The sequence below is a fragment of the Jidongwangia harbinensis genome, from assembly GCF_020216025.1.
Lineage (GTDB): Bacteria > Actinomycetota > Actinomycetes > Mycobacteriales > Micromonosporaceae > Actinoplanes > Actinoplanes harbinensis.
This window is the reverse complement of record NZ_JAIWNC010000010.1, coordinates 18,125-32,654: the sequence shown is the minus strand read 5'-3', so window position 1 is coordinate 32,654 and position 14,530 is coordinate 18,125. Positions and strand designations below refer to the sequence as shown.

The window sequence follows — 14,530 nt, the reverse complement described above, 5'->3', positions numbered from 1 at the left end:
CCTCGACCTCCGCACCGACACTCCCTGGACACCGCGGGGCGCCGGAAGGTTCCCGGGAACCGCGGGGCGCCGAGCGGTGTCGACACTGCATGACAACACGGCGGGACCTGTTTCTCCTCGGCGGCGGGCTGGTGGCGGCCGCGACGACCGGCTGCCGGGAGCCGGCCCGGACCCCGGCGGCCGGCCCGGCGGTGACCGTGCCCGACGTCCTGGTCGCGGAGAGCGGCACCGGCCTGGTGATTCTGGGCGGGACCCGGCGGCACCTGCTGGGCCCGGCGGCGGCGGTGCGGCCGGACGGCGGGCTCGCGTACGCGGTGACCCGGGACCCGGACGGCGGATCGGGCCTGGTGCGGATCGACCCGGCGGACGGGGTGCCCACCCGGAGCGGCACGCTCGGGGGCGGGTGGGTACCCCGGGCGGTCTCCGCCGACGGCCGGGCGTGCGCGCTCGGCCGGCACCTGCCGTCCGCCCGGCCGGCCGGGCGGGCACGGACCGCGTTGCTGGTGACCACGGACGGACGGCAGCGACGGTACGACCTCGCCGGCGTGGTCGAGCCGGACGCGTTCACCTCCGACGGTGCCGGGCTGTTCGTCCTGGAGTGGCTGCCGCCCCACGCTCCGGACCGCTACCGGGTGCGCCTGCTCGACCTGGCGTCCGGCCGGGTGACCCCGTTGCTCACCCGGGCCAAGGCCACGGTGCCGCCCGGCGCGGAGGAGGAGATGCGCGGCGACGGGCGCCACGCCGTGCTGTCCCCGGACCGCCACCTGCTCTACACGCTCTACACCCACCAGCCCGGGCACCGGCACACCCGGGACCTGCTGTCCGGCCGGCCCGGCGGCGTACACGCGTTCGTGCACGTGCTGCACCTGACCGAGCGGTGGGCGTACTGCCTGGACCTGCCGCATCCGTTCGGCACCGGGCCGGCCGACGGGCACGCGGTCGCGGTCAGCGAGGACGGCCGGCGGCTGGCCGTGGTGGACGTGACGTCCGGCGCGCTGGCGTACGCGGACACCGGCACGCTGCGGATCGACCGGGTCGACCCGGTCCCGGCCGGCCGCGGCCCGGCCGGACTGGCGCTCGCCGCGGACGGCCGGCAGACCTTCGTGGGCGCCGGCGCCTCGGTGACCGTGCTGGACTCCGGTACCGGTGCGGTCACCGCCCGCTGGCCGGTACCGGGGCCGGTCCGCGGGCTGGGCCTGAGCCCGGACGCGACCCGGTTGTACGCCGGCGGGACCGACGAGGTGGTGTGGCTGGACCGGGGCACCGGCGCTCTCCATGGCCGGGTGCCGGTTGCCGGGCTGACCGCGCTCCGGCACGTCCGGCGCCGGTGACCGCCGGCCGGATCACCTCAGCAGCAGCACGTTGTAGGCCTCCAGCCGGTCGACCGTGACGGTCAGCCTCCCGTGCCGGCAGGACCAGGCGGGTGCCTTCTCGCCCGGGAAGTCCGGCGAGATCATGGCCACCCGGCGCGGGCAGTGCGTCAGGTCGGCGGCGACGCCGAGGCCGGTCTGCGGGAGGATCGCCCGGTCGTAGTTGTGGTTGACCAGGTGCAGGGTCCGCGCCCCGGTGCCGCGCTGCACGAGCAGGCTCGCCGCGACACCGCCGGCACCGGCCCGGACGGCCTGCGGCGCGTACCCGTTGGCCCGGAAGACCGACCGGTGCACCTTGTAGAAGCGGGTGTACGAGGTGAAGAAGTCGAGCATGCCCTGTTCCCGGGCGGTCGGACTGCCCACCGTGTCCTTCAGGTGGAACGCCGGGAAGAGCGCGTTGGCGTACGCCTCGGCACCGAAGATCCGCCAGTAGTCCTGCTTCTCGGACAGCGGCAGGTTCAGGTAGCCGGTCATCATGTCGTTCGGCCAGTCGATGAACACCGTGACCGGTACGTCGCCGGCGATCCGGGCGTTCTGCTCCTTGAGGTACCGGTAGTTGGCCTGCAACGACTTGGCGCCGTTCAGGTGACCGTCGACCAGCGGCACGTAGTCGGCCCCGCGGAAGTCCGGGGTCTGCTCGTCGGGGTTCCACGGGTACATCCCGACGCTGGTGAAGTCCACGTACGGCAGCAGCCCGTTGGAGGAGATCAGCAGGTGCCGCCCGGTCGTGGCGCGCGCGTAGGAGCGTACCTCGTCGACCATGTCCTTCCAGTAGCGCCGCAGGTAGGTGGCGGTGAACGAGGTGTCCTCGGCGTACATTCGGTTGGCGGTCACCCGCCCCCACTCGGCGGCCAGCGGATTGGCCGCGTGGAGGGGGTCGGCGTTCCAGCCGTGCGCCCGCAGGTAGTCCCGGTAGTTGAAGTTGCCGGCCAGGTCGTCGGCCGGTACGTCGCGCCGGACGACGTTCTCCGCGGTCATGCCGAAGCGGCTGATCCAGTCGGCGGCCGTGTGGTCCGGGTACTTCGCCAGCAGGTACCGGTTGAAGTCGGCGATGGTGTGATCGTCGAAGCCCTCGTTGCCGTTGAAGCCGTACTTCTGCCCCCCGCTGAAGCCCGCGTTCACCTCGTCGAAGTTCAGCCCGTCCACGCCGCCGTCGATCTGGATCCTGGCCCAGTCGAGCAGGTACTCGCGGTAGCCGGGGTGGAAGATGTTGCCCCGCCGGGCCGGCTCCGGGAAACCGAACTCGTCGTGCGGCACCGGGTTGTTGTCCGCGTCGCGGGTCGACATGTCGTCGAAGATCTCGATGCTGGGGAAGTCGTGCGGGAAGATGACGCTGGCCGTACCGCTGCCCATGAAATTGATGCCCTTGGCGTGGTAACGGTCGATCTGCGCGAAGTGGTAGTCGGCCGGCTCGTCACCGTCGGTGGACCACTTGCCGATGGCCCGGATGGTGGTGTCCGGGTCTAGCTCGTAGACCTGCGGGTCCTCGTCGCCCACATCGGACTGGCTGAAGGCGTACACGGTGAAGTCGGCCGGGCGGACCGGGTGGTGCCGCGGTCCGGCCGCGGCGGCGCCGGCGTGCGGCGGGGCGGTCAGCGCCAGGACGACGGCGCACGCCGACCATCGGGACATCGTGGATCGGCGCGACATGTCCATCCTCCGTGGGCCGCTGCTCGACGGGTCCCTCGCGGCCGGCCCGGTGAGCATATGACGACCACCGTCGCATAGAAAGTTGTCTATCGAGGCGTCGACCGACGAGCCCGACACGAGGCCGCGGAACGGCGAGTCACCGATCGGCGCAGTAGGATCAGCACGTCACCTGCCGGTCGAGATCCGCAGTTGCTCGGTTTGCCACCCCGGCGCCCGGCGGCACCTGCCACGAGAGGTGCACCCATGTCGGCGGTCGGAGGCGGACCCCCGTGACTGACCGGGTCCAGGCGCTGCGGGACCTGATCGCCGCGCCTACCACACCGTGGGAGTCCACCGGTGCGGTGCTGCGGGAGGTGTGCCATGCGACGACACAGGCGCTGTCCGCCTTCGGGGCGGGGATCAGCGTGCTGACCGACGACGGCACCCGCGGTGTGTACGCCGCCACCGACCCGGACAGCGAACGCCTGGAGGAGCTGCAGTTCGTGCTGGGCGAAGGCCCCTGCATCGACGCTTTCGCCGCCCGCCGGCCGGTGCTGATCGCCGACCTGGAGGACGGGGCGGTGGCCCGCTGGCCCGGTTACGCGACCGCGTTGCTGGCCGACGGCATGCGGGCGGTGTTCGCGTTCCCGCTGCAGATCGGCGCGGCCCGCGTCGGTGTCATGGACGTGTTCCGCGAGCGGGCCGGCCCGTTGACCGGCCACGAGCTGCCGCTGGCCCTGTCGTTCGCGGACGTCGCCGTCGAGGCGCTGCTCAACCGGCACCGGGACGCCGGAGCGCTGGACGGCTCGGCGACCGAGATCATCCGCACCCCGGCTCTGTTCCAGGCACAGGGAATGGTGATGGTGCAACTCGGCGTCAGCCTCGGTGAGGCGTTCGCCAGGCTGCGGGCGTACGCCTTCGCCCACGACCGCCGCCTCGACGACGTCGCCCGCGACATCATCGAACGCCGCCTCCGATTGGACCGGGACCTGTCATGACCACAACCGCGACGACCACGATGACTACCACAGCCGGGAGGCCGGTATGACCACCCTTTCCGCCGAGCGGCTCGCGGCGATCTTCGTGGAGGTGGCCGACACCCTCGTCGACGACTTCGACCTGATGGAGTTCCTGCACATGCTCGCCGACCGGGCCACCGATCTGGTCGGCGCCGCGGCAGCCGGTCTGCTGATGGCCGACGCACACGGTCGCCTGGAGTACATGGCGGGCTCGAACGAGACCGTCAAGCTGGTCGAACTGTTCCAGCTGCAGAACCAGGAAGGACCGTGCCTGGAGGCGTTCGCCACCGGCGCACCGGTGATCAACGTCGACCTCGGTCAGGCGGGTGCGCGCTGGCCCCGGTTCGCGCCCCGGGCGACCGCGGTCGGTTTCCTGTCCGTGCACGCCTTCCCGCTGCGGCTGCGCCAGCAGGTCATCGGCGCGATGAACGTCTTCGGCGACCGCCGGGGCGGCGACTTCACCGGCGCCGACGTGCCCATCATGCAGGCGCTCACCGACGTCGCCGCGATCGGCCTGCTGCAGGAACGCGCCGTCCGCCACGGCGAGATCCTCACCGAACAGCTGCAGGGCGCCCTGAACAGCCGCATCGTGATCGAGCAGGCCAAGGGTGCGGTGGCCCAGGCGGCCGGTGTCTCGGTCGACGAGGCGTTCCGCACGATCCGCGCCTACGCCCGCCGGCACAACCGCAGACTGACCGACGTCGCCCACGACGTGGTCGCCGCGCCCGACGCCGTCGCCAGGTTCCTCGGCAGGTGACAGCGGGCGTTCGTCCTACGATCGCCGGGCCGAGGTGCCGGCCAGTTCCACCGGGGAACGCAGCGCGCTCCATCCCAGGACTCCGGTCACGTCGTCGAGACGGCGGTCGACGGAGAGGCCGCCGACGTCGATGGTGAAGCAGTGGACGTCCTTGCTGTGGTCGCTGTTGCGCATCTTGACCACGTTGAGCGCTCGCCCGGTGGTGGAGTCGAGTTCGATGTAGCGCAGCAGGATCACGTTGTGGAACAGGACAGCGACGCCGCCGATCGGTTCCGGGCTGGGGCCGAGCGTGGTGGTCTCACTGGTGATCAGCAGGGTGGCGCCGGCCGCGCGGATGAGTCCGGTCAGGCTGCGGGCGTAGGCCGGGAACCGGTCGGACTCGCGGGCGGCGAAGACCATCTCGGCAAGGCTGTCGATCACCACCCGGTGGATCCGGCCGGCGGCGAGAGTCTCCCGGATGCGGGCGGCCAGCAGGTCCAGGTCGAGTTCGCCGAGGGGTACGTGGAGCACGACGAGTTGAGCCTTCTCGCTCGCCGTGAGCAGGTCCCAGCCGAAGGCGGCGGCCATCTTGACGAGCTGGTCCCCGGTGTCCTGGAAGGTGACGTAGAGGCAGCGTTCGCCCTGGATGACGCCTTGGGTGATGAATCGGAGACCGCAGATCGTCTTGCCGACGCCGGACGGGCCGAGCACGACGGTGGCCTCGCCGGCACCGATCCCACCCGCCATCAGCTCGTCGAGGCCGGGTATTCCGCTGCTGATCCGGCCGGTGATCGGTGCCGCCACGCCCGCGTCGACGGTCTCGATGCGGGGAAACACCTCGAAACCGTCGGGACCGATGCGGAAGGTGTGTTTGCCCTCCAGATGGTGTGTGCCGCGCATCTTCACCACTCGCAACCACCGCCGGTCGATCGGTTCGCGGGGTTCGTAGGCGAGGTGAACGATGGCGTCGGCCAGGGAGAACTCGACCCCGGCCGCCATCTCGGCCGGGGTGTACTCGCCGACCAGCACGAGCGCGGTGTCGGTGTGGGCGAGGCGGCTGGTGAGGTCGTAGAACGCCATTCGCAGTTCCCGTTCGCCGGTGAAGTCGCGCAGGGCCTTGGCGCTGTCGATCACCATCACACCGGGCTGCTCGTCCAGCGCTTTGCGGGTGATCTCGTCGACCAGGGCGCACATCCCGCCGGGCTGGTCGTCGCGGATGAGATCGCCCAGATGCAGGTATTCCACCTGGCTGCCGAGCACCTCGGGGGCGAAGAAGGTGAACGACGTGAGGTGCCGGACCAGTTTGGAATGCGGTTCCGACAGGGTCGTGTAGTAGGCGGCCCGCCGTTCGGCGGTGGCGTTGGCGAAGCACATCTGCTGGGCCAGGATCGTCTTGCCGGTGCCCGGTGCGCCGGCCAGTACGGTGACCGACCCGGGCTCGAGGCCGCCGTTGAGGACGACGTCGAGACCGGGAATGCCGGTTCCCAGCCTGTTCATACTCGGTCCGCCTTCTGGGTCAGGAGCGCGTTCGCCACCGTCAGCAGGTGCGCCCGCTGGTAGGGCTTGGGCAGTATCGCGTCGGCGCCGGCGGCGAGCTGAGGGTCGCCGGTCACCGCGAGGATCGGGATCCGCTCGGTGGCGGGACGAGCGCGGAGGCGGCGGATCAGTTCCGCGCCGCCCATCACCGGCATCATCATGTCGGTCACCACGAGGTCCGGCGTCGACAGATGGACGTCCTGAAGCGCGGCGGCGCCGTGACCCGCTTCGACGACCTCGTGCCCCGCCCCACCGAGAATTCTTCGCAGGATGTGGCGCTGGTCCGGCTCGTCGTCGACCACCAGAATCCGGGACACCGTGGACCCCTGCCCGACCATCATGGACGGTGGAACACCGCGGTGCGTGCCGACCGCCGGCCCACCCTGACCTGCCGGGGTCCGGGGCAGGAATACCTACCCACAATCTACCGCTCAGCACCGGCGGCGTACCGGCTTCGCCGATACCGCTCCGCAGTCGCCCGCGCCCGGTCAGGGGCGTCCGTGGTCAGAGCACCTAGCGCGGGTCTGGCCTCGTCCTGCCGAGCGAGCCGGACTGCCGCGGCTGGCGGTCGTCGCCGGTGGCGGTGCGCCGCTCCTCCGCGTCGTCGTCCTGCTCGACCTCGAACGGGAACTGCAGTCGGCGCATGGCCTCCGGGCCGCCGTCGCGGGGACGCACGTCGTCGTCGCGCGCCGCCTCCTGCGGTGATCGGAACAGAGCCTCGCCGTCCTCGGCCTTCCTGATCATCGGGGAACCGCTCTCGTCGTCACTGGCGTTGCTCACCCGACCGACGGTACCCGTACGGTGCGGGCGCGTCCGGCACCTGGGCAGGCGAGCCGGGATCAGGCCGCCGCCGTAGCCTTCTCGGGCCGCGCCACGGTGTCCAGGTGACGCAGCGCCTGCGCGTACGACGCGACCAGGCCGGTCTGCAGGTAGGCCACCCCGTGGTCGGCGCAGAACGCCTCCACGGTCGGCTGGACGTGCCGCAGGTTGCCGCGCGGCATCGACGGGAACAGGTGGTGCTCGATCTGGTAGTTCAGGCCGCCCAGCGCGAAGTCGGTGAGCCAGTGGCCGCGGACGTTGCGCGAGGTGAGCACCTGACGGCGCAGGTAGTCGGCGTCGTCCTCGGCGCTCAGCGGCGGCATGCCCTTGTGGTTCGGCGCGAACGCACAGCCCAGGTACAGCCCGAACACGCCCTGGTGCACGGCGATGAACACCAGCGCCTTCACCGGCGACAGCACCAGGAACACCGCGGTGAGGTAGCCGGCCGCGTGCACGAGCATGAGCACCGCCTCGCGCCACCGCGCCCGCGACCGGTCGGTGATCAGGAACAGCACGCTGGCGTACCGGAGATTGAGCGCCTCGAGCAGCAGCAGGGGGAAGAACGACCAGGCCTGGAAGCGGTAGAACGCCCGCGCGACCCGGCCGCTGGCCTGCACCTGCCCGACCGTGAACACCAGGGCGCCGGCGCCGATGTCGGGGTCCTTCTCCTCGTCGTTGGGGTGCGCGTGGTGCCGGTTGTGCTTGTCGGTCCACCAGCCGTAGCTGAACCCGATGCCCAGGTTGGCCAGCACCACCCCGGTCACGTAGTTGGCCCGGGCGGACCGGAAGATCTGCCGGTGGCCGGCGTCGTGCCCGAGGAAGCCCAGCTGGGTGGAGACCACCCCGGCGAAAACCGCCACCGGCAGCTGCCACCACGAGTCGCCGATCAGCACGAACGCGGTGCATCCGGCGACGGCCAGGGCCAGGAGCAGGGCCGACAGGGCGGCGTAGTAACCGGGCCGGCGGTCGAGCAGGCCGGCCTGCTTCACCTGGCGGGAGAGTTTCGCGTAGTCACTGCCACGCGGCGCCGGGGCGACCGCGTCCGCGCTGCCGTTGGTCTCCGCCACCGGCACGTCGATCGATTGCACTCAGTTACTCCCGAAGAACTCGAGGAAGGGACGAGCCGCCGGGGTCCAGGGCGCACCGGACAGTCTAGTACCCCGAACCTGGGCCGGAATAACTCCATCGAGGGACCCATCCGGTGACGAGCCGATGAACGATCCGATGCAATTTCTGTGAAGCCTCCGGGCCACCATGGTGGGCGTTGGTCCGGGGGGCACCGCCAGCCGGCGGACCGGCGTCCACCGGCTAGCGGCGCGGGTGGGCGTACCGGTCGGGGCAGCGGCAGCGGTGGCAGTTCGGCCGACCCGCTCGGCGGCGCCGCCGAGGGAACGCGCTGTCCCCGGCTCGCCGGCCGGGGGCAGCAGCGCCCGGCGTGCCCGACCCCCGACATCCGCGGCCCCGCCCATGACGGTCGACCGCAGGCCCGGATGAGCTCTTCGGCGATCGAGGAGAGACACCGTGAAATTCCTCATCCTGGGACCGCTCAGCGTGACGCACGGCGATCGGCCGGTGGTTCTGACCGGCCGGCGCCAGCGCACCGCCCTGGCGGTGCTGCTGGCCAACGCGGGCCGGGTGGTGCCGCTGGAGTACCTGATCGACGCGGTGTGGGACGACGCCCCGCCGGCCACCGCGCGGCGACAGATCCAGAACGACGTCTCGGCGCTGCGCCGGGCGCTGTCCGGCGACGGCGCGCGGCCCGGCTGCATCGTGGCCGACGGGCACGGGTACCGGATCGAGACCCGGCCCGGCGAACTGGACGCCGAGGTGTTCCAGGCGCTGGTGACCGAGGCGTTCGAGCTGACCCAGCGGGACGAGCCGGCCGCGGCGGCCGCCGCACTGCGGTCCGCGCTGCGCCAGTGGCGCGGGCCGGCGCTGACCGGCCTGACCGGCCGGGCCGTGGAGGCGGCCGCGGTACGGCTGGAGGAGCAGCGGCTCGCCGCGCTCGAACAGTGCCTCGACCTGGAACTGAACCTGGGACGGCAGCGGGAGCTGGTCAGCGAGATCGCCGAGCTGGTCGCCGCCCACCCGCTCCGGGAACGGCTGGTCGGGCAGCTCATGCTGGCGCTGCACGGATCCGGCCGGCAGTCCGAGGCGCTGGCCGCGTACGACCGGCTGCGGGCCCGGCTGGCGGACGAACTCGGTCTGTCGCCGGGCACCCACCTGCAGCGGCTGCACGCCGCGATCCTGCGCAACGAGCCCGCGGTCGGCCCGCTCCCCCAGCCGGCCGCGGCCGCTCCGGCCGTGCCCGCGCAACTGCCCGCGGACGTGCCGGGCTTCACCGGCCGGGCCGACCACCTCCGCACGCTGGACCGGCTGTTGCCGGACGGTGACCGGCGGACGGCACACGCGGTGGCCGTCGCCGGACTGGCCGGGGTCGGGAAGACCGCCCTGGTGGTGCACTGGGGGCACCGGGTCCGGGACCGGTTCCCGGACGGACAGCTCTACCTGGACCTGCGCGGCTTCACTCCGGGCGCGCCGGTACGCCCGGACGAGGCGCTGGCCCACCTGCTGCGCTCGCTCGGCGAACCGGCCGAACAGATCCCGGCCGACGTGCAGACCGCGGCCGGCCGGTACCGGTCACTGCTCGCCGACCGGCGGGTGCTGGTGGTGCTGGACAACGCCGCCACCGCCGACCAGGTGCGCCCGCTGATGCCGGCCAGCCCCGGTTCCGTCGTGCTGGTCACCAGCCGCGACCGGCTGACCGGCCTGGTCGCCCGGGACGGCGCCGGCAGCCTGATCCTGGACGTGCTGGACCCGGGTGAGGCCCACACCCTGCTGGCCGGGATCCTCGGGCCGCAACGGGTGGCGGCCGAGCCGGCCGCCGCGGCGGAACTGGCCGGGATCTGCTCGCACCTGCCGCTGGCGTTGCGGGTGGCCGCCGCCAACCTGGCCGGCCGCCCGTGGTCGACCATCGCCGCGCACGTCGCCGCGCTGCGCGACGGCGACCGCCTGGCCGGGCTGGACGTGGCCGACGACGAGCAGACCGGGGTACGACGCGCCTTCGACCTGTCGTATCAGACGCTGCACCCGGACGCGCGGCGCGTCTTCCGGCTGGTCGGCCTCGCACCGGGACCGGACGTGACGGCCGGCGCCGTGGCCGCGCTGGCCGCCACCGGCGCCGCCGACGCCCGCCGTCAACTGGACCGGCTGGCCGCCGCGCACCTGATGAACCACCACGCGCCGGGCCGATACCACTTCCACGACCTGCTGCGTCACTACGCGGCGGGCCGCGCTCTCGCCGAGGACACCGGAGCCGACCGCGACGCGGCGCTGCGGCGCCTGATCGACTGGTACCTGCAGGGCGCCGGCCACGCCGCCGACCTGCTGTATCCGCACCCGCTGCGCCTGCCGGTGCCCGCCCCCGAGGTGCCGGTGCCGGCCGAGATGGCCGACGGCCCGGAGGCGCTGACGTGGCTGGACGCCGAGCGCGGCAACCTGACCGCGGCGATCCGGCACGCCGCCGAGCACGGACCGCGATCCGGCGCCTGGCTGCTCGCCGACACGCTGCGGGGGTACTTCTGGTTGCGGATGCACACCACGGACTGGCGGAACTCCGCGGAGGCCGCCCTGGCCGCCGCCCGCCGGGAGGGCGATCTGCGCGCCCAGGCCTCGGCGCTGCTCAGCCTCGGCGACCTCCACTTCCGGCAGGCCCGGCCGGAGCCGGCGGTCGAGCGGTACGCCGCCGCGCTGGCACTGGCCGAGCGGACCGGCTGGCGGGAGTGCGAGGCCGCCGCGATCGGCAACCTGGGCGTCCTGTACCGCGACTCGGGGCGGCTGCGTGAGGCCGTGGTCCACCTCCGCCGCGGCGTGGCGCTGGCCCGCACGAACGGTTCCCGGTACGGCGAGGCCAGCGCCCTGGACGCGCTCGGCCGCACCTACTGGCACCTGGGACGTCTCGCGGAGGCCGGCGAGTGCTGCGCGCAGGCGCTGGCGATCAACCGGGCGATCGGGTCGCGGCTGGGCGAGGCCGCCGCGCTGGGCGACCTGGGCGAGATCGCGCACGCCCAGGGGAACCACCCGACCGCGGTCGACCGGCTGGCCCGCGCGCTGGTCCTGTTCCGGGAGATCGGCGACCGGACCAACCAGGCGCACACCCTGCGGGCGCTGGCCGCGGTGCGGTGCGACCGGGGCGACACAGTCCGGGCCGGGGAGCTCGGCCATGCCGCCCTGGTGCGGGCCCGTGAGCTGGATGACCGCCGGATCGAGGCGGACGCGCTGAACACGCTCGGCGCGATCGCCCACCGTACGGACCGGCACTCCGACGCCGTCGGGTACCACGAGCGGGCGCTGGCGCTCACCCGGACCAGCGGCGACCACTATCCGGAGACGGAGGCCCTGCTCGGCCTCGCCGTCGCGTACCGGCGGCTCGGCCACCGCGACCGGGCCCTCGAGTACGCCGGCCGGGCCCTCGCGATCGCCGACCGGTTCGACTACGGACTGCTGGAGCGCCGGGCACTCGGTCTCCTCGGCCACGGCCCGCTGGTGGCCGCCACGGGACGCCCCGACCACGCCGGGTGACCGCAGCTCCCCGGAACCACCCGCCTACCCCGTCGGTGCCCGCGGCGGCCCGTCGTCGTCCGGCCCGGTCCGGGCCGGCGGGCCCGGCACGGCGGACTCCTGCCGGTCGCGCCGGGACCGCATCCAGGCCACGGCCGCGACGGTGCCGAGCACCGCGACCAGGGCCAGCTTGAAGCCGACCTTGCTGAGGCTCAGGTAGCCGGCCAGGCGCGCCAGGCCGCCGGCCCACCAGGACGGGTCGCCGACCCGGTCCCCGTCCGACCGGGCCTGCCAGTCGACGATCCACCACCCCAGCACGACCAGGGTGAGACCGGCCGCGCCGGCCAGCAGCACGGCGAGAATCAGGTGCTTACGGCGTACGTGCGGCAATCCGTTCACCACCTCAGGGTAGGAACGGCACGCATCCCCGGCGTCTGTCCACGGGCCGAAGGTGTCCTCTGTCGAAAGGTGGTGATCGGTGACGGCAGTCTGAACGGTGGATGAACTCATCGCCCCGCGCACCCATCGACCCTCGTCAGCCGCCACCGCACGCGCCTACCGTCAGGGGCATGCCCAGCATCGCCGTGGTGACCGCGGTCCGGCCCGCCCGCGACCTCGCCCACCGGCTGCTGGCCGATCGGCCCGAGCGGCTGCAGCACACGGCCGGGGTGGCCCAGCGGGCCGCCGAGCTGCGGCCCGCGGTCGGCGACGACGAGGAGCACGAGACGCTGGTGGCGGCGGCCTGGCTGCACGACATCGGGTACGCCGACGCACTGCACGACACCGGGTTCCACCCGCTGGACGGCGCCCGGCACCTCGACCGGGAGGGCTGGCCGAGGCGGCTGTCGGCGCTCGTGGCGCACCACTCCGGCGCGTGTTTCGTGGCCCGGGCGCGCGGGCTGGACGAGGCGCTGCGGGCGTACCCCCGGGAGGACTCACCGGTGGCCGACGCACTCACCTACGCCGATCAGACGGTCGGCCCGGGCGGGATCCGGATGGACGTACGCTGCCGCATGGCGGACATGCTGCACCGGCACGGCCCGGCGTCGGCGAACGCGGTGGTCCATCACGTCCGTGGCCCGTACCTGCTCGCGGTGGCGGACCGGGTGGAGCACCGGCTCACCCGGTAGCCGGCCCACGCCGGCAGCCGGTCCGCCCTGGCAGCCGATTCGCCCCGGCACGTCGGCCCGCCCGGCGCGTCGGCCCGCCCGGCGCGTCGGCCCGCCCGGCGCGTCGGCCCGCCCTGGCGCGTCGGCAGAACCGCTCAGCGGCGGGCCCCCGGTGCCGACTGGATCTACGTGCCGTCTCCCCGCCGCATGCTGGCGTCCGGTGTGCCGCTGGACCGCATCCGGGTCATCGCGTACCTCGCCGCCGGCGCCGTGCTGGTCGCGCACACTGTGCCGGTCCTCGCCGCCGGCGTCCCGGCCCGGTGGACCGCGGTGTCGCTGACGGCGCTCGCCCTGCTGCTGGCCCTGCTCTCCTGGACCACGTTCGCCGGGCGCCCGGTACCCGGGGAACCGGTCCTGGTGCCCGCGCTGCTGAGCCTCATCGGGGCCGCGCTGAGCGGTCCGGTCCGGATCATGGCCATCACCATCGCGGTGTTCGCGGTGCTGGCCCTGCACAGTTCGCGACGCGCCTGGCTGATCGGTACCGTGCTCGGTCTGGCCGTGCTGCCGGCCGGCACCGCGCTGGCCGCCGCGGCCGGCGCCGCCACCCCGCCCTGGCAGTCGTCGGAGGTGCTGGGGCTGGTGCCGTTCGTGGTGCCGGTCGGGCTGGTGATGCGCACCATCCACGGCGTGCTGGTCCAGCAGCACCTGGTCTCCACCCGGGACGCCCTGCTCTCCACCGCCGGCGGGCGGATCCTGGCCGCGGACGACGTCGACGAGGTGCACCGGATCGGCGCCGAACTGTCCGCCCGGATGGCCGCGCTCACCCCCGGCCTGGTGATGATCATCGTGCGGCCGCAGGACGGCGGGCTGCGGGTGGCCCGGTCCGTCGGACTGGACGAACAGCTCCGCGGGCAACGGGTGACCGAGGCGGCCCTGACCGACCCGGCGACCGCCTTCGCCGGCGCCGCCCCGGCCGTCCGGCACTGGCACGTCGAGCACACCGTGGACCGGTACCTGCTGCTCGGCGGCGTCCGGCCGGTGGCCGACGGCGAGATCGACGCGTTCCGCAACCTGGTACACCAGGTCGTCCTCGGCGAGACCGGCCTGCGCTCCCGGGCCGAGCTGATGCACCGGGCCCACCACGACTACCTGACCCAGCTGGCCAACCGGGACCTGTTCTTCACCACCCTGGTCGACGCGGTGGAACGCGGCCCGGCCGGCTCGGTCGCCCTGCTCGCCGTGGACCTCGACGACTTCAAGCAGGTCAACGACAGGTACGGGCACGGCGCCGGCGACGAGCTGCTGGTCGAGGTGGCGCGGCGGCTGCGCGACGCGGCCGGCCCGCACGGCCTGGCCGCCCGGTTCGGCGGCGACGAGTTCGCCATCCTGCTCACCGGGCTCGGCGGGGAGTGCGACGCGGAACCGTTCGCCCGTGACCTGTGCGACCGCCTGGTCGCGCCGATCCGGCTGAGCCAGGGCACGGTCCGGGTCGGTGCGAGCATCGGCATCAGCGGTACCGAGTCCGCGCTCACCGCCACCGAACTGGTCCGCCGCGCCGACCTGGCGATGTACGCGGCCAAGGCGGCCGGCAAGAACCGGGTGGAACGCTACGACCCGACCGCCGGCCGGATCCGCCAGACCTGATGGGACACCGGAGGCGTCACGCCTGCTGTCGATAATGCCGCGTCGAATTCCGGAAGGAACTCTCTCACTGCGGTCCCCGCCGTATCGGGCAGGCGACGGCACATCGGT

12 protein-coding genes are annotated in these 14,530 nt (G+C 73.3%); 6 read left to right on the top strand and 6 right to left on the bottom strand.

Features of this window, described 5'->3' with window-relative positions; genetic code table 11:
• Positions 1 to 89 precede the first annotated feature (89 nt).
• Positions 90 to 1,331 (top strand): hypothetical protein, encoded by a 1,242-nt coding sequence (locus tag LDL48_RS15085; RefSeq protein WP_225255735.1) that lies wholly within the window; start codon positions 90 to 92, stop codon positions 1,329 to 1,331.
• Between the two features lie 12 nt (positions 1,332 to 1,343).
• Here LDL48_RS15085 and LDL48_RS15080 read toward each other — a convergent pair whose 3' ends face one another.
• Positions 1,344 to 3,020, bottom strand: coding sequence for a hypothetical protein (locus tag LDL48_RS15080; RefSeq protein WP_225255734.1), 1,677 nt, complete (start codon positions 3,018 to 3,020; stop codon positions 1,344 to 1,346).
• A gap of 269 nt (positions 3,021 to 3,289) precedes the next feature.
• On the opposite strand from LDL48_RS15080, the gene LDL48_RS15075 reads away from it, so the two are divergent.
• On the top strand, positions 3,290 to 3,997 hold the full coding sequence (locus LDL48_RS15075; protein WP_225255733.1) for a GAF and ANTAR domain-containing protein: 708 nt from the start codon (positions 3,290 to 3,292) through the stop codon (positions 3,995 to 3,997).
• 46 nt (positions 3,998 to 4,043) lie between these two features.
• A complete protein-coding gene (locus LDL48_RS15070) occupies positions 4,044 to 4,775 on the top strand; it encodes a GAF and ANTAR domain-containing protein (protein WP_225255732.1) in 732 nt (243 codons plus the stop codon).
• A gap of 15 nt (positions 4,776 to 4,790) precedes the next feature.
• On the opposite strand, the gene LDL48_RS15065 is transcribed toward LDL48_RS15070, so the two are convergent.
• The 4 genes from LDL48_RS15065 to LDL48_RS15050 all read right to left on the bottom strand — a co-directional run bounded on the left by LDL48_RS15065 (position 4,791) and on the right by LDL48_RS15050 (position 8,197).
• Positions 4,791 to 6,251 carry a DUF7125 family protein gene (locus tag LDL48_RS15065; protein WP_225255731.1) on the bottom strand — a complete coding sequence of 487 codons (1,461 nt, stop codon included), beginning with the start codon at positions 6,249 to 6,251 and terminating at the stop codon, positions 4,791 to 4,793.
• Positions 6,248 to 6,592, bottom strand: a complete 345-nt coding sequence (locus tag LDL48_RS15060) for a response regulator (RefSeq protein WP_308016460.1) — start codon at positions 6,590 to 6,592, stop codon at positions 6,248 to 6,250. Before LDL48_RS15060 ends, LDL48_RS15065 begins: the two co-directional genes overlap by 4 nt.
• A gap of 211 nt (positions 6,593 to 6,803) precedes the next feature.
• A complete protein-coding gene (locus LDL48_RS15055) occupies positions 6,804 to 7,070 on the bottom strand; it encodes a hypothetical protein (protein WP_225255730.1) in 267 nt (88 codons plus the stop codon).
• Between the two features lie 59 nt (positions 7,071 to 7,129).
• Entirely contained in the window at positions 7,130 to 8,197 is a 1,068-nt protein-coding gene (locus LDL48_RS15050) for a fatty acid desaturase family protein (protein ID WP_372472127.1), read from the bottom strand.
• Between the two features lie 433 nt (positions 8,198 to 8,630).
• Between LDL48_RS15050 and LDL48_RS15045 the strand changes: the two genes are divergently transcribed.
• A complete protein-coding gene (locus tag LDL48_RS15045; protein WP_225255729.1) occupies positions 8,631 to 11,690 on the top strand; it encodes an AfsR/SARP family transcriptional regulator in 3,060 nt (1,019 codons plus the stop codon).
• A gap of 24 nt (positions 11,691 to 11,714) precedes the next feature.
• On the opposite strand, the gene LDL48_RS15040 is transcribed toward LDL48_RS15045, so the two are convergent.
• Entirely contained in the window at positions 11,715 to 12,068 is a 354-nt protein-coding gene (locus LDL48_RS15040) for a hypothetical protein (RefSeq protein WP_225255728.1), read from the bottom strand.
• 170 nt (positions 12,069 to 12,238) lie between these two features.
• Here LDL48_RS15040 and LDL48_RS15035 point away from each other — a divergent pair, with 170 nt between their 5' ends.
• Both LDL48_RS15035 and LDL48_RS15030 read left to right on the top strand, forming a co-directional pair.
• Positions 12,239 to 12,799 (top strand): HD domain-containing protein, encoded by a 561-nt coding sequence (locus LDL48_RS15035; protein ID WP_225255727.1) that lies wholly within the window; start codon positions 12,239 to 12,241, stop codon positions 12,797 to 12,799.
• Between the two features lie 186 nt (positions 12,800 to 12,985).
• A complete protein-coding gene (locus LDL48_RS15030; RefSeq protein ID WP_225255726.1) occupies positions 12,986 to 14,422 on the top strand; it encodes a GGDEF domain-containing protein in 1,437 nt (478 codons plus the stop codon).
• The last annotated feature ends 108 nt before the right edge of the window (positions 14,423 to 14,530 follow it).